Genomic DNA, 21,488 nt, shown 5'->3' with positions numbered 1-21,488 from the left:
GGGGCGGGGTAGCGCGATTGCCCTGCCTACGGGGCGGGCGGCGCGATTGCCCTGTCTACGGAAGGCGGCAGCGCGATTGCCCTGCCTCCAGGGCGGAGTAGCGCGGTTGCCACGTCCGCGTCGCCGGATGCGCGGGGGTCGCCGATCCTGGCGTGTATGAGCGCCTTACTCCTGCGCCGCCCGCGCCGCTTGACCGGGATCCCCGGCCTCCTGCGCCGCACGCGCCGCCTGACCGGGGTCCTCGGCCTCCTGCTCCGCGTTCAACCGGTGCAGCAGTCTGGCGAGTTCGGCGACCTCGTTGCGCTCCCACGCGGCGAGGCGGCGGGCGTACCGCGCCCGCCGGGCGACCCGTACGGCGCTGAAGCGGCTGCGGCCCTCCTCGGTCAACTCCACCAGGAAGGCCCGGCCGTCCGCCGGATCGGGCGTCCGCGTCACCAGCCCGAGCCCCTCCAGGGCGCGGAGCTGACGGCTCATCGTGGCCTTTCCGACGCCCACGAAGCCCGCGAGGTCGGTGGCGCGCTGCGGACCCGCGTCCTCCAGCCGCATCAGCAGCCCATAGGCGGCGGATTCGAGCTCCGGGTGGACCTCCCGGGCCAATTCCCCCGAAGCGGCACGGGCCCTGCGGAGGAAAACCGCCAATTCGCGCTCCAGAGCCAGGAATGCATGGTCCACACCAATGCCGCCCACGGTGCCACCCGCACCCTGCTCGGGTGGCAATGCCCCGTTGTTGTGCACGTCAGAGCCCTCTCCGGGTTTTCACTTCGTGAAAGTTTCTACCACGCGCGGTTGTTACCGCAGCTCCACCAGTATTTCGCAGGATTAGACCAACGGCATCACACCCTCCCCCTTCCGTCGACCTATCTACGCCCGTAGCGTCGTTCCTGACATGGTCATACCAATCGGACGGCCCTCTCCCCCCACCGAGGCTTCGGAGGCAACGCCATGCTCGTGCACAGACCTGGTTCGGTCCGACGCGCCCTCAGCGCGCTGATCGGAATCCTCGCCGCTCTCCTCGCCATGACCATCGCACTGCCCGGTGCGGCGTTCGCCGCCCAGGGCCAGGGCGACAAGGCCATCCCCCACCCCGAGGACGACTGGGCGGGTTCACAGATACTCAAGCACGAGGGCGGATCCACGACCGACGAGGCGCCCACGGGGCTGCTCGCCACCGTCGAGGGCGTGGACGTCAGCAGCCACCAGGGCAATGTCAACTGGGCGACGCTGTGGAGCAGTGGGGTCCGGTTCGCCTACGTCAAGGCGACCGAGGGCACGAGCTACACCAACCCGAACTTCGCCCAGCAGTACAACGGCTCGTTCAACGTCGGCATGATCCGCGGCTCGTACCACTTCGCCCTGCCGAACAACTCGAGCGGCGCCGCACAGGCCAACTACTTCGTGGACCACGGGGGCGGCTGGTCCAAGGACGGCAAGACGCTGCCGGGCGCGCTCGACATGGAGTACAACCCCTACGGCGCGACCTGCTACGGGCTGAGCGCCAGCGCGATGGTCAACTGGATCAAGTCCTTCAACAGCACCTACAAGGCGCGCACCGGCCGCGACCCGGTGATCTACACCTCCACGAGCTGGTGGAAGAGCTGCACGGGCAACTCCGCCGCCTTCGGTGGCGTCAACCCGCTGTGGATTCCGCGCTACGGCTCGTCCGTCGGCGAGCTTCCGGCGGGCTGGGGCTTCCACACCATCTGGCAGTACACCTCCTCCGGCCCGACGGTCGGCGACCACAACAAGTTCAACGGCGCCATGGACCGGCTGCAGGCGCTCGCCAACGGCTGAGCCCGCGCCTCCTCACCCCCCACATCCGGCGCGTCCGCCCTCCGGTGTACGGACAGGTCTGTCTGTACGCTGGAGGGCGTCGGTCGTCCTACGGCCAAGCCAAGGAGCATGATCATGAGCACCGCCCGCCCCTCCGCCCATGAGCGGATCCTGTCCACCGCGACCGCGCTGTTCAACGCCCATGGGGTGCGCGGCGTCGGCGTGGACCGGATCATCGCCGAGTCGGGCGTGGCGAAGGCGACGCTCTACTCCCACTTCCGCACCAAGGACGATCTGGTCCTGGCCTATCTCCACAGGTCGGACCAGCACTGGCGGGGGGCGCTGCGGCAGGCCGCCGAGGCGGCCGGCGCCGATCCCCGGGACCGTCTCGTCGGAGTCTTCGACGCGCTGATCGCGGCGACCGAGCGGAACGGTTTCCGCGGCTGCGCGTTCACCAGGACCGCGGGCGAGACCGAGCCGGGCACCGCCCCGCACGCCGCGACGGCCGAGCACAAGCGCGCCATACGGGCCTGGCTGACCGAGCTGGCCCAGGAGGCCGGGGCCGCCGACCCCGAGCGGCTCGGCCTGCAGATCTCCGTGCTCGTGGACGGGACGATGGCCGCGGCGGCACTGGAGCCGAGGCCGGAGTTCGCGGAGGCGGCCCAGGACGCGGCGCGGTCGCTGGTCGCGGAGGCGTGCCCGGCGCGGGTGTAGCTCTCGTACACAGCGTGCGGCTCTCGTACGTACGCGAAGGGCCCGGCCACCCCTGGGGTGCGGCCGGGCCCTTCGCCGTGACGCGTGGCTCAGGCGTGACGCGTGGCTCACACGGCGGTCAGCTCGTGCTCCCGTATCACGCCGGAGGCCAGCAGCTCGCGATAGCGGTCCTGGTACACGGCGAGCTCGGCGTCGTCGAGCGTATGGGAGCCGTGCACGATGAGCGGCTCCTCGTAGCGCATCCCGGTGATGTGGGCGGTGGCGTCGAAGGGCTTGAGCAGCTCGACGACCGCGAAGCGGTGGAACCCGTCCGGCCGGTACTGCTCCTCGGCGGAGCCCGTCGAGGTGGCCAGCAGCAGCGACTTGCCGTGCAGCGAGGTGCCGCCGGTGCCGTAGGCGAAGCCGCGCAGGAACACCTCGTCCAGCCACTTCTTCAGCAGCGGCGGCGCCGAATACCAGTAGAAGGGGAACTGCAGCACGATCCGGTCGTGCTCCAGCAGCAGCCGCTGCTCGCGCTCGACATCGATCCGCAGATCGGGATAGGTGGCGTAGAGGTCATGGAAGGTGACCCCGTCCACCGGCCGGGCCGCCTCGGCGAGCGCGGCGTTGATGCGGGATGCGGCGAGGTTGGGGTGGGCGAGGACGAGCAGGGTGCGCGGCACGGATCCCTCCGGGATGACGAGCGTGAACAGACAGGTCTGTCTGCTTCACTGGCGAAGCTACCAGACAGACCTGTCTGGCTGCCAACAGATCCGGCCTCGGTCCCGGGTCAGCCTCGGCCGGGCACGATCACCTGCCCCTGCGCCACCCCCTCGACGACCTGCGCATACGCCTGGGCGACGGTCTCCACGGGGGTCCCCTCGACGGGGTCCATGCCCAGCTTCTCCAGGGTTTCCCGCACCCATCCCGGGCAGATCGCGTTCACCCGCAGCCCGCGCTCCATCTCGATCGCGGCGGCCCGGACGAAGGCGTCGAGCCCGGCGTTCACCAGCGCGCCGAAGGCCCCGCCGGGGGTGGGCTTTTCGAAGACCCCACTGGTGAGGGTGATGGACCCGCCGTCGCGGAGGTGGTGGAGGGCCCGGCGTACGAGGGCGACCTGGCCCAGCAGCTTGGCGTCCAGACCGGTGGTGAACTCCTCGTCCGAGGCGTCCCCGCCGAGCGGGGTCAGCGCGCCGGAGGCGGCGCAGCAGACGACGGCGTCGATGTCCTGGACGGTCGTGAAGAGGTGGTCGAGGGTGGCGGGGTCGGCCATGTCGACGCGCACGGCGCCGGTGGCGCCGGTGCGGGAGGCCCGTACGACCTCATGCCGACCTTCGAAGGCGTCCGCCACGGCACGCCCGATGGTTCCTGTCGCTCCGATCACGATGACCTTCATGCGGCTCAGCGTGCCGGAGCGCGGGGCGCGCCGCCTGGCCCTGTGGGAACCAGGCAACGCGGGGCGGGTCAGTCGCGGGGGAACTCGTCGGTCGTGAGCGTCAGGTCGACGACGGTGTTCGTCAGATCCACCTCACCGCCGAAGGGCACCGTTCGTTCGTTGATGTAGGCGCCGTCCTTGGGCTCGGTGAACAGGTGGCACCTGCCGGTGTAGGGGTCAATGATCAGATAGACGGGAACCTCGGCAGTGGCGTATGCCGACTTCTTGGGGCCGTAATCATTGGCACCCGTGCGCTTTGAGATCACCTCGGCCACGAACTCGACGTCCTGATGACGCCACTGGCCCCTGGAGTTCTTGACAGCTCCCTCGGCGATCAGCGTGACATCGGTCGCGAAGCCGTTGAGGTAGCCGGGATAGTCGATGCGGACATCCGACAACACGTTCACGTCCACCCCGAAGCGATCTTCGAGAGCCCGCACGATCCTACGGATGATGTACCAATGCACGTCCCGCTGCGGCGACATGAAGATGTTCCCCTCGACAATCTCAACCTTGGTTCCCTCGGGGACGGGCATCTTCTCGAGCGCCTCGAACATCGCGTCCAAGGTGAGTTCGTCGCTGCTGTCGGCCATCTCGATCCTGTCAATCGCCATGACGGTCACCGTGCCGCTCCTCCCCGCCGCGAACGCAGAAACCGCGGCCGGTTAGTCCAACGATACGCACGGCCGACAGGTCACGCGTGGCCCGGAATCCCGTTCGATACGGGACCCCGGGCCACGGCGCCACCGGCAGCGTCCGTCACGCCGCTGCCGGAACCTCGGGGGCGGCCGTCCGGGCGGGTTCGAGGGCCAGCTCCAGGACTCGGCGGACATCGGAGACCGGGTGGACGTCGAGCTTGTCCAGGACCTCGGCGGGGACGTCGTCCAGGTCGGGCTCGTTGCGCTTGGGGATGATCACGGTGGTCACCCCGGCCCGGTGCGCCGCCAGCAGCTTCTGCTTGACGCCGCCGATGGGCAGCACCCGCCCGGTCAGGGAGACCTCACCCGTCATCGCCACGTCCGGGCGCACCTGGCGGCCGGAGAGCAGCGAGGCAAGGGCGGTGGTCATCGTGACGCCCGCGCTCGGGCCGTCCTTGGGGACCGCGCCCGCCGGGACGTGGAGGTGGACGCCGCGCTCCTTCAGGTCGCCGACCGGCAGCTCCAGTTCCGCGCCGCGGGAGCGCAGGAAGGAGAGCGCGATCTGGGCGGACTCCTTCATGACGTCGCCGAGCTGACCGGTGAGGTTCAGCCCCGCGCCGCCCGTCTCCGGGTCGGCCAGCGACGCCTCCACGAACAGCACGTCGCCGCCCGCGCCCGTGACCGCGAGCCCGGTCGCCACACCGGGGACGGCGGTGCGGCGCTCGGCCGGGTCCTGGGCGGACTCGGGGGTGTGGTGCGGCCGGCCGATCAGCGGGCGCAGCTCCGCCACGCCGACGGTGAAGGGGAGTTCGCGCTCGCCGAGCTCGTGCTGGGCCGCCACCTTGCGCAGCAGCCGGGCGATGGAACGCTCCAGGGTCCGTACGCCCGCCTCGCGGGTGTACTCGCCCGCCAGCTTGCGCAGCGCCTCGTCCGCCACCGTGACCTCGCCCGGCTCCAGGCCGGCCCGCTCCAACTGCCGGGGCAGCAGGTGGTCACGGGCGATGGTGACCTTCTCGTCCTCGGTGTAGCCGTCCAGGCGCACCAGCTCCATGCGGTCCAGGAGCGCCTCCGGGATGGCCTCCAGGACGTTGGCGGTGGCGAGGAAGACCACGTCGCTCAGGTCGAGTTCGACCTCCAGGTAATGGTCGCGGAAGGTGTGGTTCTGGGCCGGGTCCAGGACCTCCAGCAGGGCCGCGGCCGGGTCGCCGCGGAAGTCGGAGCCGACCTTGTCGATCTCGTCGAGGAGGACGACGGGGTTCATGGAGCCCGCCTCCTTGATGGCCCGGACGACCCGGCCGGGCAGCGCGCCCACGTAGGTGCGCCGGTGGCCGCGGATCTCCGCCTCGTCGCGGACGCCGCCGAGCGCGACCCGGACGAACTTCCGCCCCATCGCGCGGGCGACGCTCTCGCCCAGGCTGGTCTTGCCGACGCCGGGCGGGCCCACCAGGGCCAGCACCGCGCCGCCGCGGCGACCGCCGACGACGCCGAGGCCCCGGTCGGCGCGGCGCTTGCGCACCGCCAGGTACTCGGTGATCCGCTCCTTGACGTCGTCCAGGCCCGCGTGGTCGGCGTCGAGCACGGCCTTGGCGCCCTGGATGTCGTACGCGTCCTCGGTGCGCTCGTTCCAGGGCAGCTCCAGGACGGTGTCCAGCCAGGTGCGGATCCAACTGCCCTCGGGGCTCTGGTCGCTGGACCGCTCCAGCTTGTCGACCTCCTTGAGGGCCGCCTCGCGCACCTTGTCCGGCAGATCGGCGGACTCGACCCGGGCCCGGTAGTCGCCGGACTCGTCCTCAGGGTCGCCGTTCAGCTCGGCGAGCTCCTTACGGACGGCTTCGAGCTGGCGCCGCAGCAGGAATTCGCGCTGCTGCTTGTCGACGCCTTCCTGGACGTCCTTGGCGATCGACTCGGCGACGTCCTGCTCGGCGAGGTGGTCGCTCAGCCAGGTGACGGCGAGCTTCAGCCGGGCCACCGGGTCGGTGGTCTCCAGCAGTTCGACGCGCTGGGCCACGCTCAGGAAGGGCGAGTAGCCGGAGTTGTCGGCGAGCTGCGAGACGTCGTCGATCTGCTCCACCCGGTCCACGACCTGCCAGGCGCCGCGCTTGCGCAGCCAGCTCGTGGCCAGCGCCTTGTATTCCTTGATCAGTTCGGTGACGGCACCGGGCAGCGGATCGGGCACGATCTCCTCGACCGCGGTCCCCTCCACCCACAGCGCCGCCCCGGGGCCGGTGGTCCCGGCCCCGATGCGGACGCGGCGCACACCGCGGATCAGCGCGCCGGGGTCGCCGTCGGAGAGCCGGCCCACCTGCTCGATGGTGCCGAGCGTGCCGATGCCCGCGTACGTGCCGTCGACGCGCGGCACCAGCAGCACCCTCGGCTTACCGCTGCCGCTCCCACTGGAGCGTGCGGCGGCCTGGGCGGCCTCCACCGCGGCGCGTACCTCGGTATCGGAAAGGTCCAGCGGCACCACCATGCCGGGCAGCACGACCTCGTCGTCGAGAGGCAGTACGGGCAGGGTGAGCGGTGTGGACAGCGAAGCCATGATCTCCCCTTCGGCAGGCAACTTGAGTCGGTGAGACTCAAATAATCAATGCCCACTCAATGCACGGAGGGGCCTCAGGTGTTCCCGGACGCCCGTTCGCTGTGAGCGAAGCCGCCCTCGGCGGCGTCGCCGCCCTTCGAGGAGGCCCGCCACCTGGCGTTTCGCCGGACATACGGCCAGCAGACGACGCCGATCAGCAGGGCGAGCCCATGGCCCCACTCGGTGAGCGGATCGAAGTCGACGAGGCTCCCGGCGGCGAGCGCGACGCCGATCCCGCCGAGCAGCGCCCAGCGCAGCCGGGGCACCAGCAGCCCGGCGAGCGCGGCGGCGCAGGCGATCAGGCCGTAGCTGACCCCGTAGTCGAGACGGCGCAGCGAGCTGTCCGGGAGATGCCCGACGGCGACGGAGGCGGCCACCGGGAGCTCGGTGAGCAGCGTCGCCAGCACATGGCCGAGCAGGAACACCCCGGCGGTCCGCACCCCGCCGACCCGCCGCTCCAGCGCGCCGAGCACCAGCGGGAAGACGACCAGATAGGGCGAGGTGACCCCGCCCACCGCCCACAACGCGCTGACCAGCAGCGTCAGCAGCGGCCGCTGGGAGAGGTGGGACACATCGGTGCTGGAGTCCGCGAGCAGATCGTGCACGGTGCCGGGGTCGCCGAGGCGGGCGTAGAGCCCGGTGCCGAGCAGGACGAGCGTGTAGCCGAGGGTGAACGGCACGCGGATGAGCGTGCGCGGCAGTTTGTTGAGGCGCGGCGGGTTGTTGCGGCGGGGCAGCGTGCTCGGGCCCACCGCTGTGGCAGCGGTAAGGCGCTCGCGCCCCGCCGCGGCGACCGTAAGGCGCCCGCGCCCCTCCCCGGCCGCCGACCCCTGCGGCGTACTGGCCCCGAGGGCGGCCGGCCCGGTACGCCCTACCGCCCGCCGCCGACCGGCCGAGCCGACACACGGACGAGCCGTCCCGGCTACGCCTTGCCCACCCGGGTCACCGCCGTCCGCCGCCCGCGCGCCCGGGACGGCCGGACGGCGCCCGGGAGCGGCCGACGAAGGCCCCGCCGACGACGCCGAGGCCGCCCACGCGGTAAGGGCCACGCCGGAGGCGTCCGCGCCTGCGGAGCCGGGTGGGCCGGAGGCGTCCGCACCCACAGACCCCGGCGCCCCGGAGCCGTCCGCGCCTTCGGGCTCCGCGTCCGTCGTCCCTCGTATCGATGTCGTCAACGCCCGCGCCCCTTCCTCACTCCCCTGCTCTCCGCATATCCACGACGACGGGAACAACAACCCGGGGGCCGTGAGTCATGTCACCGTGGCGCCGGCTGTGACGCGGGCGACGTCGTGGCACCGGACCACCGAGGGAATCGGTTGGACCGGCGGGCGGGACCGACGCGAGGATGGCGGCATCAGGACCACCCGGGAGGACCCCACCCCATGCATCCGCAGCCGCCGTACGACCTCCGCCCCGCCGACGACGACCGGCCGGTGACCGTCGACCGCCGGGAGGGTCCGTATGGCGAGGTGGTGTTGCGGCGGCGCGGTGACGGGGGGCCGTCGGGCGACGCCGTCTTCGAGATCATCGCCAATGGGTGCTTCCTCATGGACACCTCCGACGGCCGCTCCGAGCGGCTGCTCATCCGCGCCGCCCTCGGCTCGCTGCCCGCCGACCGGCCCTCCCCCGCGCTGCTCATCGGCGGGCTCGGCGTCGGGTTTTCGCTGGTCGAGGCGGTGGCGGAGCCCCGGTGGGGGCGGATCGCGGTGGTCGAGCGGGAGGCGGCGGTGATCGACTGGCACCGCGAAGGGCCCCTGGCGGCCGTGACCGCCGGGGCGCTGGCCGACCCGCGCGCCGAGATCGTCCACGCCGATCTGGTCGCCTGGCTGCGGACCGGCCCGCGGGCCCCGCAGACCCCGCAGACCTATGACGCGCTGTGCCTGGACATCGACAACGGCCCCGACTGGACCGTCACCGAGGACAACGACGGCCTCTACTCCCCCGCCGGACTCGCCGCCTGTGCGGCGCGCCTGGCACCGGGCGGAGTGCTGGCCATCTGGTCGGCGCAGCCGTCACCCGCGTTCGAGGTATCTCTCCGGAATGCCGGGTTCACGCAGGTGCGTACGGAAGAGGTCAGCGTTGCCCGGGGTGTTCCCGACGTCGTGCATCTCGCCGTTCGGGGCGCGTAGCAAAGCCGCGTACGCTGGCTTTACGCTTGCTTGCCTACCAAACGCGGCTGAGCGATGACCAGGCGCGAGCCGCGGGTTTCACCGGAAGACGCAGGGGCGGGCGTATGGAGCAGACTCACAACGGTCACAACGGGACCGCCACGACCACCCCTGGCGCACAGCGCCGGGTCCTCGTCGTCGAGGACGATCCGACCATAGTGGACGCCATCGCGGCCCGGCTGCGTGCCGAGGGGTTCCAGGTCCAGACGGCGGGAGACGGTCCGGCGGCGGTCGACACGGCCGAGGCGTGGCAGCCCGATCTGCTGGTCCTCGACGTGATGCTGCCGGGCTTCGACGGTCTGGAGGTCTGCCGCCGGGTGCAGGCCCGCCGTCCGGTGCCCGTGCTGATGCTGACCGCGCGCGATGACGAGACCGACATGCTGGTGGGGCTCGGGGTCGGCGCCGACGACTACATGACCAAGCCGTTCTCCATGCGCGAACTGGCCGCGCGGGTGCATGTGCTGCTGCGGCGGGTGGAGCGGGCGGCGCTGGCCGCGCACACCCCGCGCAGCGGGATCCTGCGCCTGGGCGAGCTGGAGATCGACCACGCCCAGCGCCGGGTGCGGGTGCGCGGTTCGGATGTGCATCTGACCCCGACCGAGTTCGATCTGCTGGTCTGTCTGGCCAACACCCCGCGCGCGGTGCTCTCGCGTGAGCAGTTGCTGGCCGAGGTGTGGGACTGGGCGGACGCCTCGGGCACCCGCACCGTGGACAGCCACATCAAGGCGCTGCGGCGGAAGATCGGCGCGGAGCGGATCCGTACGGTGCACGGCGTCGGCTACGCCCTGGAGACCCCGGCGGCATGAGGAAGGGCCGCTGGGCGCGCAGGGTTCCCAAGGTCTGGCGGATCCCCGGGGCCCTGGTTCCCAAGACCTGGCGCATCCCCGGAGCCCGGATTCCCAAGACCTGGCGCATCTCCGGAGCCCGGGTTCCCAAGGTCTGCCGGATGTACGTGGACCCCAAGGGCCGCCGGGCGCTGTCCCGCGCCACCTGGGCCCGGATCTGGAAGGCGCTGCGGCCCTTCGACCCGTACCGCTCGGTCAAGGCGGCGCTGGGGGCGCTGGTCATCGGCTCGGTGATCATCACCACGTGGCTGGTCTTCGCGGCGGTGCACTCCGATACCGAGCTGCGCGTGATCACCATCTTCTCGATCATCGCCTCGCTGCTGATCACCCAGTTCGTGGCACACGGGCTGACCGCCCCGCTGGACGAGATGACCGAGGTCACCCGGGCGATGGCGAACGGCGACTACACCCGGCGGGTGGAGGCGGCGGAGCGTCGGGACGAGTTCGGCGACCTGGCGACCGCGTTCAACCGGATGGCGGCCGACCTGGAGGCGGTGGACACCCACCGCAAGGAGCTGGTCGCCAACGTCTCGCATGAGCTGCGCACCCCCATCGCGGCCCTGCGCGCCGTGCTGGAGAACGTGGTGGACGGGGTCTCGGAGGCCGATCCGGAGACCATGCGGGTCGCGCTGCGGCAGACCCAGCGCCTGGGCCGCCTGGTGGATCAGCTACTCGATCTCTCGCGCCTCGACAACGGGGTGGTGCCGCTGCACGCGCGGCGGTTCGAGGTCTGGCCGTATCTGGCCGGAATCCTCAAGGAGGCGAGCATGGCCAAGGGCGCGGAGTCCCAATCGGGCGCGCACACCCGTACGGACGTCCATCTCAATCTGGACGTCTCGCCGCCCGAGCTGACCGCCCACGCCGACGCCGAGCGGCTGCACCAGGTGATGGCGAACCTCATCGACAACGCGGTGAAGCACAGCCCGGCGCACGGCCGGGTGACCGTGCGCGCCCGGCGCGGTGACGGCGGCCCGGAGAGCCTGGAGCTGGAGGTGCTGGACGAGGGCCCCGGCATCCCGGAGGCGGAGCGGCACCGGGTCTTCGAGCGGTTCAACCGGGGCGGGCTCTCCCCCGACAGCTCGGCGAACGGGGGCCGGCGCCGCCCGGGCCCGGTCAGCGACGGCGGCACCGGTCTGGGGCTGGCGATCGCGCGCTGGGCGGTGGACCTGCACGGCGGGCGGATAGGCGTGGCGGAGTCCCCGCGCGGCTGCCGGATCAAGGTCAGCCTCCCCGGACCGGCCCCGGAATCCAAACCGGCCACCCCCTGAGATCAAAGTTGAAGTAAAGTCGACCCTGTCGCGCACATACGAGCGGCAGGGGTGCACGTTTGCGCTGCCCCGCGTGAGGAAACACACGAAACTCCGGGTGTTTCCCGGTGAGTCATGCGCTGAAACCCGCCAATCAATGTGACTTGCGCGACGATGACCAGTGCGGCCTGCACGTAAGGGTCCAAGGGGCGTAGCCTTTATTTCCGCTGTCCACCACCTTAGGAAGCGGAAGAGGGCGGTTGCCGCCGTGTCGCCACAGTCCCCCAACACCTCGAGCGTCTCGACCGATGAACAGGACGGGCAGGGAAGTAACCCTGCCGCTGCCTTCGGCCCCAATGAGTGGCTCGTCGACGAGATCTACCAGCAGTACCTCCAGGACCCGAACTCGGTCGACCGAGCCTGGTGGGACTTCTTCGCCGACTACAAGCCGGGTCAGGACACCGGCTCCGCGGTGGCCAAGCCACCACAGGGAGTAGCCGCGAGCGCCGCCCCGGCGGCTCCGGCCCAGCCGGCGGAGGCCAAGCCCGCCGTCCCGGCCGCGAAGCCCGCCGAGGCCAAGCCCGCCGCGGCGGCCCCGGCCGCCCCGAAGCCCGCACCGGCGCAGCCCGCGGCCCCCGCCGCGAAGGCCGCCCCGGCGGCTCCGGCGGCCCCGGCCAAGCCCGCTCCGGTCAAGCCGACCCCGGCCGAGCCGACGGTCTCCAAGAAGGAGCCCGCCGCGCCGTCCGCCGGCCCCGAGCTGGTCACGCTGCGCGGCCCGTCCGCCGCCGTGGCGAAGAACATGAACGCGTCGCTGGAGCTGCCGACGGCCACCTCGGTCCGCGCGGTCCCGGTCAAGCTGCTGTTCGACAACCGCATCGTCATCAACAACCACCTCAAGCGCGCCCGTGGCGGCAAGGTGTCCTTCACGCACCTGATCGGCTACGCCATGGTGCAGGCGCTGAAGGCGATGCCCTCGATGAACCACTCGTTCACCGAGAAGGACGGCAAGCCGACCCTGGTCAAGCCCGAGCACATCAACCTCGGTCTCGCCATCGACCTGGTCAAGCCCAACGGTGACCGCCAGCTCGTCGTGGCCGCGATCAAGAAGGCCGAGACGCTCAACTTCTTCGAGTTCTGGCAGGCGTACGAGGACATCGTGCGCCGCGCCCGCGCGAACAAGCTGACGATGGACGACTTCACCGGCGTCACGGCCTCCCTGACCAACCCGGGCGGCATCGGCACCGTGCACTCGGTGCCGCGGCTGATGCCCGGCCAGGGCCTGATCGTCGGCGTCGGCGCCATGGAGTACCCCGCCGAGTTCCAGGGCACCTCCCAGGACACCCTGAACAAGCTGGGCATCTCCAAGGTCATGACGCTGACCAGCACCTATGACCACCGGGTGATCCAGGGCGCCGCCTCCGGCGAGTTCCTGCGGGTCATGAACCAGCTGCTGCTCGGCGAGAACGACTTCTTCGACGAGATCTTCAAGGCGCTGCGCATCCCCTACGAGCCGGTCCGCTGGCTCAAGGACATCGACGTCAGCCACGACGACGACGTCACCAAGGCGGCGCGGGTCTTCGACCTGATCCACTCCTACCGGGTCCGCGGCCATGTCATGGCCGACACCGACCCGCTGGAGTACCGCCAGCGCAAGCACCCCGACCTGGACATCATCGAGCACGGGCTCACCCTGTGGGACCTGGAGCGCGAGTTCGCGGTCGGCGGTTTCGCGGGCAAGACCATGATGAAGCTGCGCGACATCCTGGGCGTGCTGCGCGACTCGTACTGCCGCACCACCGGCATCGAGTTCATGCACATCCAGGACCCCAAGCAGCGCAAGTGGATCCAGGACCGCGTCGAGCGCAACCACGACAAGCCGGAGCGCGAGGAGCAGCTGCGCATCCTGCGGCGGCTCAACGCGGCCGAGGCGTTCGAAACCTTCCTGCAGACCAAGTACGTCGGCCAGAAGCGGTTCTCCCTGGAGGGCGGCGAGTCCGTCATCCCGCTGCTGGACGCGGTGCTGGACGCGGCCGCCGAGTCTCGCCTGGACGAGGTCGTCGTGGGCATGGCCCACCGCGGCCGGCTCAACGTCCTCGCCAACATCGTCGGCAAGTCGTACGCGCAGATCTTCCGCGAGTTCGAGGGCAACCTCGACCCGAAGTCCATGCACGGCTCCGGTGACGTCAAGTACCACCTGGGCGCCGAGGGCACCTTCACCGGTCTGGACGGCGAGCAGATCAAGGTCTCGCTCGCCGCGAACCCCTCCCACCTGGAGGCCGTGGACCCGGTCCTGGAGGGCGTCGTCCGCGCCAAGCAGGACATCATCGGCAAGGCCGGCACCGACTTCACGGTGCTGCCCGTCGCCCTCCACGGCGACGCGGCCTTCGCGGGCCAGGGTGTGGTCGCCGAGACGCTGAACATGTCGCAGCTGCGCGGCTACCGCACCGGCGGCACCGTGCACATCGTGATCAACAACCAGGTCGGCTTCACCGCCGCCCCGGCCGCGTCCCGCTCCTCGATGTACGCCACGGACGTCGCGCGCATGATCGAGGCGCCGATCTTCCATGTGAACGGCGACGACCCGGAGGCCGTCGTGCGCGTCGCGCGGCTCGCCTTCGAGTTCCGCCAGGCGTTCAACAAGGACGTGGTCATCGACCTGATCTGCTACCGCCGCCGCGGCCACAACGAGACCGACAACCCCGGTTTCACCCAGCCGCTGATGTACGACCTGATCGACAAGAAGCGCTCGGTGCGCAAGCTCTACACCGAGTCGCTGATCGGGCGCGGCGACATCACGCTGGAAGAGGCCGAGCAGGCGCTGCAGGACTTCCAGGGCCAGCTGGAGAAGGTCTTCACCGAGGTCCGCGACGCGGTCTCGGCCCCGGCCCCGGCCGAGGTCCCCGAGCCGCAGGCGGAGTTCCCGGTCACGGTCCAGACGGCCGTCTCCCAGGAGGTCGTCAAGCGGATCGCCGAGTCCCAGGTCAACACCCCCGACCGGATCACCGTCCACCCGCGGCTGTTCCCGCAGCTCCAGCGGCGCGCGGCGATGATCGAGGACGACTCGATCGACTGGGGCATGGGCGAGACCCTCGCCATCGGCTCGCTGCTGATGGAGGGCACCCCGGTCCGGCTCGCCGGCCAGGACTCCCGCCGCGGCACCTTCGGCCAGCGCCACGCGGTGCTGGTGGACCGCGAGACCGGTGACGACTACACCCCGCTGCTGTACCTCACCGAGGACCAGGCGCGGTACAACATCTACGACTCGCTGCTCAGCGAGTACGCGGCGATGGGCTTCGAGTACGGCTACTCGCTGGCCCGTCCGAACGCGCTGGTCATGTGGGAAGCGCAGTTCGGTGACTTCGTCAACGGCGCGCAGACCATCGTGGACGAGTTCATCTCCTCGGCCGAGCAGAAGTGGGGCCAGACCTCTGGTGTCACGCTGCTGCTGCCGCACGGTTACGAGGGCCAGGGGCCGGACCACTCGTCGGCCCGTATCGAGCGCTTCCTCCAGCTCTGCGCGCAGAACAACATGACGGTCGCCGCGCCGACGCTGCCGTCGAACTACTTCCACCTGCTGCGCTGGCAGGTCCACAACCCGCACCACAAGCCGCTGGTCGTCTTCACCCCGAAGTCGATGCTGCGTCTGAAGGCCGCGGCGTCGAAGACCGACGAGTTCCTCAACGGCTCCTTCCGTCCGGTGATCGGCGACGAGACAGTCGACCCGGCCGGGGTGCGCAAGGTGGTCTTCTGCTCCGGCAAGGTCTACTACGACGTGGCCGCGGAGCGGGACAAGCGCGGTGCGAACGACACGGCGATCATCCGCCTGGAGCGGCTGTACCCGCTGCCGGGTGCGGAGCTGCAGGCCGAGCTCGCCAAGTACTCGGGCGTCGAGAAGTTCGTGTGGGCGCAGGAGGAGCCGGCCAACCAGGGTGCCTGGCCGTTTGTCGCGCTCAACCTGATCGACCACCTGGAGCTGTCGGTCGGCGCGGACGTCCCCGCCGCCGAGCGCCTGGTCCGGGTCTCCCGTCCGCACTCGTCCTCGCCCGCGGTGGGGTCGAACAAGCGGCACCAGTCGGAGCAGCAGGCGCTGGTGAACGAGGTCTTCGAGATCTGATCCACCCCGTTCGACCCGGAAGGCCCGGTCCCGCGCTATGCGGGGCCGGGCCTTCCGGCCGTTCGGGGCGCCCTTACGGTCAGATGGGCAGCGGCTCGAAGTCCCAGACGGAGCGGGTCCAATCGCGGGCCGCCATGGTCTCCGGGTGATCCGGCCCCAGGACGGCATCCAGGCCGCCCAGGGCCACCTCCTCGATCACGTCCGCCTCGTCGCGTCCGCCACGGATCACCCGCAGATCCGCCGCCAGCCCGATCTGGGCCAGCAGGGTGAGCGGATGCCGTTCGCCGAGCGCCTCGGCGGCGCGCAGCGCGGTCTCCCGGCTCATGGCGCAGGCGTCCTCCGGCCACCCCATCGCGTGGTACCTGGCGGCGGTGTTGAGCGCGATCCCCAGCGTCCAGGGGTGGCGCTCGCCGACGGCAGCCGTCATGTCCGTGAGCGAGGCGTCCAGCACCCGCACCGCGAAACCCGTGGGCAGCGTGAGCGCGTGGTTCGCGCGGGCGCCGATGGTGTACGGGTGCCGGTCGCCCAGAGCGGCCCGGTAACGCGTCACGGTCTCCTCGGCGACGCTCCCGGCCCGCTCCAGGTCGCCCTCGCGCCGGAGGACGCGGGGGACTCCCGTCCCGATCATCAGCGTCAGCGGGGCGTCCTCGCCCAGCAGGCGCGTCGCCCGATGCGACAGGGCATGGATGTCGATGTCGCCCTCCCAGTCACACCTCCACAGGTGGTACAGAGCGGTCAGGGTCAGCGGATGCTCGGTGCCCAGCACCGCGGCGTGCCGATCGACACTGGGCGCCTGAAGCTCCAAGGCGTCCCGGTGACGGCCGGAGAGCCGCAGGTCGTACGCGTGCTCCGTCTCGCAGGCCAGCGTCACCAGCGCCGTCGGACCCAGCTGCGCACGCGCGCTGTCCAGCGCCCGCCCGGACAGCTCCCCGGCCTCGGCGTAGGAGCCGAGCATCCGCAGCGAGCGGGACAGGCCGCGCTGGGCGTTCCGCAGCTCCGCTCCGTCCTCCGGACGTCTGGCGGCGCACAGGTCGCGCTGCTGGCGAGCCAGTTCGTACGCCTCGTCATAGCGGGCCAGGCCCCGCAGATCCGTGCCGAGCCGGGCCATCGCGACAAGGGCGCCCGGCGCGTCGGACTCGGTCAGGCCCGCCAGCACCGACCGGTCCAGCGCCTCGGCGGCGGCGTAGTCCCCGGTCTCGCGCAGCAGCGCGGCCCGGCGCGCGGCCAGTTCCGGATAGTCGCCCGCCGCGCGTTCCGCGATGTGCCTGCCCGTCTCGTAGTCGCCGCTCAGGGTCAGGTAGCCGAGGAAGCCGAGGACCAGCCGGCGCGAGGCGGCGTCCGGTGACTCCAGCGCGCCCGATTGCTCCAGGTACGGCACGAGCCGGGCGTAGCGCGGCCAGGCCGCCGGGTCGTCCGGACGCCGCGGATCGGCCGCGACGAGGGCGCCGCGGACGACCCGGGCGTCCTTCTCCCGCTTGTCCTCCGGGGTCCGCCGCCGCACCGCGTCCCGTACGAAGCGGCTCATCCAGACCGCCTCGTCCTCCAGCGTCGACCGCCGCATCACGGACCACTGGGCCAGCTTGCCGATGGCCAGCTCCAGTTGGCTGGGGTTCTCCAGGAGCGCCGCCACCGCCGGGGAGACCTGACCCGCCGGGATGGCCCGCAGCAAGGCGAGCGGCACCGGGCCGGGGCCGAACAGGGCGCACACGCGCAGCAGTTCGGCCGCCGCCTTCGTGGTCTCCCGCAGCCGGGTGATCAGGTCCTTGAAGGCGGCGTGGTACGGCATCGGGTAATCGGCGGCGGGCCGTACCGGGTTGGGCTCGCCGTCGCTCACCATGCGCACGTACTCGGCGACGGGCGTGGACGCGCCGTCCAGCCAGCCCGCCGTCTGGTCCAGCGCCAGCGGCAGGTCCTCGACGGCCGCCGCCAGCCGGTCCGCGTCCTGCGGACCGATGCGCGGCGCCCGGCGGCGTACGAGGGCGACGCTCTCCGTCCGGTTCAGCGGCGGGACCTCCAGCAGCTCGGCGTAGTGGTCGGCCCAGGCCCGGTTGCGCGAGGTGATCAGCACATGGCCGCCCCCGGCGGGCAGCAGGCCGGCGATGGCCTCCGGGTCGTCGGCGTCGTCCAGGACGATCAGCCAGCGCCGGTACGGATCGCCCCGGCGCAGCGCCTCCAGCGCGGCGCGGGCCAGGTCCGTGTCCTTCGCGTCCTGACGGACGCCGACCTCCCCGAGAACCCTCACCAGCACGGGGGCGAGCGCCGCGAGCCGCGCCTCCAGCGCGGGCCGACCGGCCACGGCGCTCCACCACACGACGTCGTACCGGGCGGCGAAGCGGTGGGCGTACTCGGCGGCGAGCTGAGACTTGCCGATGCCCGGCGGCCCGACGAGGGCGACCACGGCGGTATCGGCGGGGGCGGCGTCCAGCCGGTCGTACACCTCGGTGAGCAGCGCGTCCCGCCCGGTGAACCGCGGATTGCGGCGCGGCACACCGCCCCAGACGTCGGGAACCTGCCCGGAGTCCACCGGTTTGCGACCGCCGGGGTCGGCGTCGCCGCCCCGTAGCGCCGCCAGCTCCCCTTCGAGCCGCCGGGCCCGCTCCTCCGCGGCGATGGCCTGCTCCTCGGCGAGCCACAGCCGGTGCGACACCGGGTCCTCGGCGTCGGCCTTCGCTCCGGCCGCCTCCTCCTCCGTCTGCAGTTGGTGTTCCAGCGCCTCGCACCGCCGCTCGGCGTCCAACGCCTGCCGCCGGGCCTGGGTCAACGCGTCCTGTAGGCGGGCGACTTCTTCCCGCAGTCGGTCCCGTTCGGCCGTCAGGTCCTCGCGCTCCTGCCGCAGGCGCTCCAGCTCCGCGCTCCGGGCCCCGCGGTCCGCCGCCGCGACCGCGATCCGCCGCTGCTCGACCTCCATCTCGGCGATGCGCTGTTTCCGCACCAGCAACGCCTCCGACAGCGCCTCCGCCCGCACCTCGGCCTGCTGGCGCTGCCGGTCGGCGTCGGCGAGCTGGTCGCGCAGCCGCTGAAGCTCCCAGCCGACCCTGTTGGTGGCCTGCAACGCCCGGCGTTGCAGGGTGTGCACATGGGCCATCACCTCGGTCGAGGAGGGCCGTCCGGTGGCCTTGGCGGCATGGGTGAGGAGCTGGTCCACGAACTCGGCGGGCGGCACCACGGTCCCGTTCAGATAGCGCGAGACGGTCCCGGCGTCGTAGTGCAGCCGTACGGCGAAGACCCGCAGCGACACCCCGACCGCGCCGAACAGCTCCCGCAGGCTCTCGGCCAGCGCCCGGCACTCCGGTCTCACCTGCTCGGGGATCGGCTTCAGATCCCCGATCCGCCGCGCCGCTCCCGGCTGCGGCACCAGCTCCCCGCCGACGGGTCCGTCCTCCATGGGTCGCCCCTCCCCCGTTGCGGCCGCTCTGCAACGCGTGCGGGCTGCCGCAACGCCCCAGAGCCCGCACATCGTGAAACGTACCCCCGGCGCCTTGGCCGGTTTCACGAAAGCAGGTCAACGATGCCGAACCGCCGCCGCCCCGCCCTCCTCACCCTCACCGCCGCCATGCTCTCCGGCGCCGTACGCGCGCTGGTGTCCTGGTTGCTCAGCCGGACGACGTGGTGACCGCGGCCCGGTCGCCGGAGGCGATGGCCAGCCGCTCGGCGAGCTCCTCGCGCACCCGCGCGAGGGTGGCGATCCGGTCGTCCAGCACGCTCAGGCGGCGGCGCCCGACGTTCAGCATGGCCTCGGAGGGGCGGCTGCTGGGCAGGTCGCCGTCCAGGCAGGCACCGAAGTGCTCGATGTCCTCCAGCGTGAGCCCGGCGTCCAGCAGATAGCGGATGTTGGCCACCCGCTGGATCGCCCGCTCGTCGTAGATCCGGTAGCCGTTGACCGCGCGTGTGGAGCTCAGCAGCCCTCGCTCCTCGTAGAAGCGCAAGGCCCGGGTGGTGGCACCGGTGGCCTTCGCCAACTCCCCTATCCGCATGCGGCGACACTACCCGCGGCCTGTCGGCCGGCGCCTAGCCGACCAGCGCTCCGCCGTCCACGGGCAGGACGACGCCGGTGGTGTAGCCCGCCTCGGGCCGGGCGAGCTGGGTGATCCAGAAGGCGACCTCTTCCACCCGGCCGAGCCGCCGCAGCGGAACGTGCTCGATCAGGGTCGTCCGCAGGGCGTCGATCTGCTCGGTGTCGAGCCCCTGGTGTCGCCCGATCGAGGTGGCGATGGGGCCGGGGGCGACACCGGCCACGCGCACTCCGCGCGGGGCGAGTTGCACCGCCCAGCTCCTTGTCAGGGTGTCCAGGGCGGCCTTCAGCGCGGCGTACAGCTCCGTGCCGGGCATCGGCCAGCCGCGGTGGCCGATCGCCGTACTGACGTTGATCACGACACCGGCGCTCTCGCTCAGCGGCGGAACGGCGGCCTCGGTGAGGTACACGGGCGCGAGCAGGTTGACGGCGAGCATCTCCTCCACGGCTTCCCGCCGGATGTCCCCGAGCGGCGCTTGCCGGACCACGGCGGCGTTGTTGACCAGCACGTCGATCCGGCCGAACGCCTCCAGCGCGGTGTTCACGATCAGTTCGGCGGCGCCGGGCGCCGCGACGTCGGCCACCAGCGGCCGGATGCCCGGCGCGTCGGCGGCCGTCTCGGCGAGCCGGGCCGCCGTCCGGCCGACCACCAGGACCTGGGCACCCTGCTCGGCGAAGGCCCGCGCGGCGGCCCGCCCGATCCCCGTGCCCCCACCGGTGACGATGACCGCTGTGCCGTCGAAGTGTGCGGCTGTCATATCTGTCATGCCAACGCACCGTAAACATTGACGTATGCGTCAAGGTCAACTCCGGCGGCCCTCGGGTCGCTCACCGGGCCGCGGCGCCGCATATCCTGGGCGGGTAGATCCACACCATCCCTACCGGAGCGACCCTTGTACTTCACCGATCGCGGTATCGAGGAGCTGGAGCAGCGACGCGGCACCGAGGAGGTCACCTTTGAGTGGCTCGCCGAGCAGCTTCGGACGTTCGTCGACCTGAACCCGGACTTCGAGGTTCCGGTGGAGCGGCTGGCGACCTGGCTGGCCCGGCTCGACGAGGAAGACGACGACGTCTGAGGGCGGCGACGCCTGAAGGCGAACGGCGCCTCGGCGCGACGACGTCTCCGCGCGACCGCACCTAAGCGCTGCGCGGCCCTATCGGCCGCCCCTCACGCCACCACCGGACCGCGCCCCGGCGCCCCCGCCTCGTGGTCCAGCCGGGGGTCGGACACCAGCACCGCCTGCTGCAGCCGCTGCAGCTTCGCCGAAGGTTCCAGCCCCAGCTCCTCGGTCATCGCCGTCCGCAGCCGCTGATAGACCGTCAGGGCCCGGGTGCGCTGGCCGGAGCGGTGGAGGGCGAGCATGTACTGCCCGTGCATGCCCTCGTGGAAGCGGTGCTCCACGACCAGCGAGGCGAGGTCGCTCAGCACCTCCAGATGGCCGCCGAGCCGCAGCCGGGTCTCGATTCCGCGCTCGGTGACGGTGAGCCGGGACTGCTCCAGCCGGGCGACCTCCGCCTGCAGCGGGCGCCCGTGCGGGGTGACGTCGACCAGGGCCGGGCCCTGCCAGAGGGCCAGCGCCCGCCGGAAGGAGGCGTCCGCCGTCCGCTCGTCCCCGGCCTCCAGCGCGCCTTCGCCCTCGGCGACGAGGGCGCGGTACTGATGGACGTCGAGCTGGCCCGCGCCCACCACCATGGCGTAGCCCCCGGGCCGGGTCTGCAGCACATCCCGGGTGACGGCGGCCGACGGCATCCCCAGCACCTCGGCGAGCAGCTTGCGCAGATGCAGGATGTACGTCTGCAGCGTGGTCAGCCCGGTACGCGGCGGATGATCGCCCCACAGCTCGGCCATCAGCGACTGCACCGGCACCATCCGTCCGGCGTGGAGCAGCAGCAGGGACAGGACCTTGCGCGGCTTCATCGCGCTGGGCACCCCGGACCGGGCGCCGAGGCCGAGTGTCAGCGGTCCGAGCACGCTCACCCGCATGGGT

17 protein-coding genes are annotated in these 21,488 nt (G+C 71.7%); 7 read left to right on the top strand and 10 right to left on the bottom strand.

The features are described 5' to 3' along the window. Nucleotides 1-165: 165 nt before the first annotated feature. Nucleotides 166-735, bottom strand: coding sequence for a MarR family winged helix-turn-helix transcriptional regulator (locus J5X86_RS20890; RefSeq protein WP_078643585.1), 570 nt, complete (start codon nucleotides 733-735; stop codon nucleotides 166-168). 207 nt (nucleotides 736-942) lie between these two features. Between J5X86_RS20890 and J5X86_RS20885 the strand changes: the two genes are divergently transcribed. Further along, nucleotides 943-1,791 carry a lysozyme gene (locus tag J5X86_RS20885; RefSeq protein ID WP_208518258.1) on the top strand — a complete coding sequence of 283 codons (849 nt, stop codon included), beginning with the start codon at nucleotides 943-945 and terminating at the stop codon, nucleotides 1,789-1,791. A 114-nt stretch (nucleotides 1,792-1,905) separates the two neighbouring features. Continuing rightward, nucleotides 1,906-2,484, top strand: coding sequence for a TetR/AcrR family transcriptional regulator (locus J5X86_RS20880; RefSeq protein ID WP_208518257.1), 579 nt, complete (start codon nucleotides 1,906-1,908; stop codon nucleotides 2,482-2,484). 107 nt (nucleotides 2,485-2,591) lie between these two features. On the opposite strand, the gene J5X86_RS20875 is transcribed toward J5X86_RS20880, so the two are convergent. From J5X86_RS20875 to J5X86_RS20855, 5 genes are all read right to left on the bottom strand, one after another. Continuing rightward, nucleotides 2,592-3,146: an NAD(P)H-dependent oxidoreductase gene (locus tag J5X86_RS20875; protein WP_208518256.1), complete on the bottom strand. Its 555-nt coding sequence runs from the start codon at nucleotides 3,144-3,146 to the stop codon at nucleotides 2,592-2,594. Between the two features lie 107 nt (nucleotides 3,147-3,253). Beyond that, nucleotides 3,254-3,859 carry a short chain dehydrogenase gene (locus J5X86_RS20870; protein WP_208518255.1) on the bottom strand — a complete coding sequence of 202 codons (606 nt, stop codon included), beginning with the start codon at nucleotides 3,857-3,859 and terminating at the stop codon, nucleotides 3,254-3,256. A 68-nt stretch (nucleotides 3,860-3,927) separates the two neighbouring features. Further along, complete coding sequence (locus J5X86_RS20865) at nucleotides 3,928-4,521, bottom strand: Uma2 family endonuclease (protein ID WP_208518254.1); 594 nt, start codon at nucleotides 4,519-4,521, stop codon at nucleotides 3,928-3,930. A 136-nt stretch (nucleotides 4,522-4,657) separates the two neighbouring features. Further along, nucleotides 4,658-7,075, bottom strand: coding sequence for an endopeptidase La (gene lon / locus J5X86_RS20860; protein ID WP_208518253.1), 2,418 nt, complete (start codon nucleotides 7,073-7,075; stop codon nucleotides 4,658-4,660). A gap of 74 nt (nucleotides 7,076-7,149) precedes the next feature. Next, the gene (locus tag J5X86_RS20855; protein ID WP_308124666.1) at nucleotides 7,150-7,866 is read right to left on the bottom strand and encodes a rhomboid-like protein; all 717 of its coding nucleotides are present in this window, start codon (nucleotides 7,864-7,866) and stop codon (nucleotides 7,150-7,152) included. A 630-nt stretch (nucleotides 7,867-8,496) separates the two neighbouring features. On the opposite strand from J5X86_RS20855, the gene J5X86_RS20850 reads away from it, so the two are divergent. The 4 genes from J5X86_RS20850 to J5X86_RS20835 all read left to right on the top strand — a co-directional run bounded on the left by J5X86_RS20850 (nucleotide 8,497) and on the right by J5X86_RS20835 (nucleotide 15,488). Continuing rightward, nucleotides 8,497-9,243, top strand: a complete 747-nt coding sequence (locus J5X86_RS20850) for a spermidine synthase (RefSeq protein ID WP_208518252.1) — start codon at nucleotides 8,497-8,499, stop codon at nucleotides 9,241-9,243. 104 nt (nucleotides 9,244-9,347) lie between these two features. After that, on the top strand, nucleotides 9,348-10,088 hold the full coding sequence (locus tag J5X86_RS20845) for a response regulator transcription factor (protein ID WP_014054863.1): 741 nt from the start codon (nucleotides 9,348-9,350) through the stop codon (nucleotides 10,086-10,088). Between the two features lie 140 nt (nucleotides 10,089-10,228). Then, nucleotides 10,229-11,395, top strand: a complete 1,167-nt coding sequence (locus tag J5X86_RS20840) for a cell wall metabolism sensor histidine kinase WalK (protein WP_208518300.1) — start codon at nucleotides 10,229-10,231, stop codon at nucleotides 11,393-11,395. A gap of 247 nt (nucleotides 11,396-11,642) precedes the next feature. After that, nucleotides 11,643-15,488: a multifunctional oxoglutarate decarboxylase/oxoglutarate dehydrogenase thiamine pyrophosphate-binding subunit/dihydrolipoyllysine-residue succinyltransferase subunit gene (locus tag J5X86_RS20835; RefSeq protein ID WP_208518251.1), complete on the top strand. Its 3,846-nt coding sequence runs from the start codon at nucleotides 11,643-11,645 to the stop codon at nucleotides 15,486-15,488. Nucleotides 15,489-15,567: 79 nt separating this feature from the next. Here the strand turns inward: J5X86_RS20835 and fxsT are convergent, their stop codons facing one another. The 3 genes from fxsT to J5X86_RS20820 all read right to left on the bottom strand — a co-directional run bounded on the left by fxsT (nucleotide 15,568) and on the right by J5X86_RS20820 (nucleotide 20,267). Then, the gene (fxsT, locus tag J5X86_RS20830) at nucleotides 15,568-18,873 is read right to left on the bottom strand and encodes an FxSxx-COOH system tetratricopeptide repeat protein (protein WP_208518250.1); all 3,306 of its coding nucleotides are present in this window, start codon (nucleotides 18,871-18,873) and stop codon (nucleotides 15,568-15,570) included. A gap of 208 nt (nucleotides 18,874-19,081) precedes the next feature. Next, the gene (locus J5X86_RS20825) at nucleotides 19,082-19,462 is read right to left on the bottom strand and encodes a MerR family transcriptional regulator (protein ID WP_078643571.1); all 381 of its coding nucleotides are present in this window, start codon (nucleotides 19,460-19,462) and stop codon (nucleotides 19,082-19,084) included. 34 nt (nucleotides 19,463-19,496) lie between these two features. After that, entirely contained in the window at nucleotides 19,497-20,267 is a 771-nt protein-coding gene (locus J5X86_RS20820; RefSeq protein ID WP_208518249.1) for an SDR family NAD(P)-dependent oxidoreductase, read from the bottom strand. A 126-nt stretch (nucleotides 20,268-20,393) separates the two neighbouring features. On the opposite strand from J5X86_RS20820, the gene J5X86_RS20815 reads away from it, so the two are divergent. Then, nucleotides 20,394-20,576, top strand: a complete 183-nt coding sequence (locus tag J5X86_RS20815; protein ID WP_078643568.1) for a DUF6104 family protein — start codon at nucleotides 20,394-20,396, stop codon at nucleotides 20,574-20,576. A gap of 92 nt (nucleotides 20,577-20,668) precedes the next feature. Here J5X86_RS20815 and J5X86_RS20810 read toward each other — a convergent pair whose 3' ends face one another. Further along, nucleotides 20,669-21,484, bottom strand: coding sequence for an AfsR/SARP family transcriptional regulator (locus J5X86_RS20810; protein ID WP_208518248.1), 816 nt, complete (start codon nucleotides 21,482-21,484; stop codon nucleotides 20,669-20,671). Nucleotides 21,485-21,488 lie beyond the last annotated feature (4 nt).

This window comes from Streptomyces sp. NEAU-YJ-81 (assembly GCF_017592595.1).
Taxonomy (GTDB): Bacteria; Actinomycetota; Actinomycetes; order Streptomycetales; family Streptomycetaceae; genus Streptomyces; species Streptomyces hygroscopicus_B.
Note: the sequence above shows the minus strand (reverse complement) of the source record. Positions and strands in the feature narration are given on the sequence as shown.

Bases quoted from the DNA above. Each gene is read 5' to 3' on its own strand.
- J5X86_RS20885 (WP_208518258.1), top strand. From the start codon at position 943: ATGCTCGTGCACAGACCTGGTTCGGTCCGACGCGCCCTCAGCGCGCTG.
- J5X86_RS20880 (WP_208518257.1), top strand. From the start codon at position 1,906: ATGAGCACCGCCCGCCCCTCCGCCCATGAGCGGATCCTGTCCACCGCG.
- J5X86_RS20870 (WP_208518255.1), bottom strand. From the start codon at position 3,859: ATGAAGGTCATCGTGATCGGAGCGACAGGAACCATCGGGCGTGCCGTG.
- lon (WP_208518253.1), bottom strand. From the start codon at position 7,075: ATGGCTTCGCTGTCCACACCGCTCACCCTGCCCGTACTGCCTCTCGAC.
- J5X86_RS20850 (WP_208518252.1), top strand. From the start codon at position 8,497: ATGCATCCGCAGCCGCCGTACGACCTCCGCCCCGCCGACGACGACCGG.
- J5X86_RS20845 (WP_014054863.1), top strand. From the start codon at position 9,348: ATGGAGCAGACTCACAACGGTCACAACGGGACCGCCACGACCACCCCT.
- J5X86_RS20840 (WP_208518300.1), top strand. From the start codon at position 10,229: ATGTACGTGGACCCCAAGGGCCGCCGGGCGCTGTCCCGCGCCACCTGG.
- fxsT (WP_208518250.1), bottom strand. From the start codon at position 18,873: ATGGAGGACGGACCCGTCGGCGGGGAGCTGGTGCCGCAGCCGGGAGCG.
- J5X86_RS20825 (WP_078643571.1), bottom strand. From the start codon at position 19,462: ATGCGGATAGGGGAGTTGGCGAAGGCCACCGGTGCCACCACCCGGGCC.
- J5X86_RS20820 (WP_208518249.1), bottom strand. From the start codon at position 20,267: ATGACAGATATGACAGCCGCACACTTCGACGGCACAGCGGTCATCGTC.
- J5X86_RS20810 (WP_208518248.1), bottom strand. From the start codon at position 21,484: ATGCGGGTGAGCGTGCTCGGACCGCTGACACTCGGCCTCGGCGCCCGG.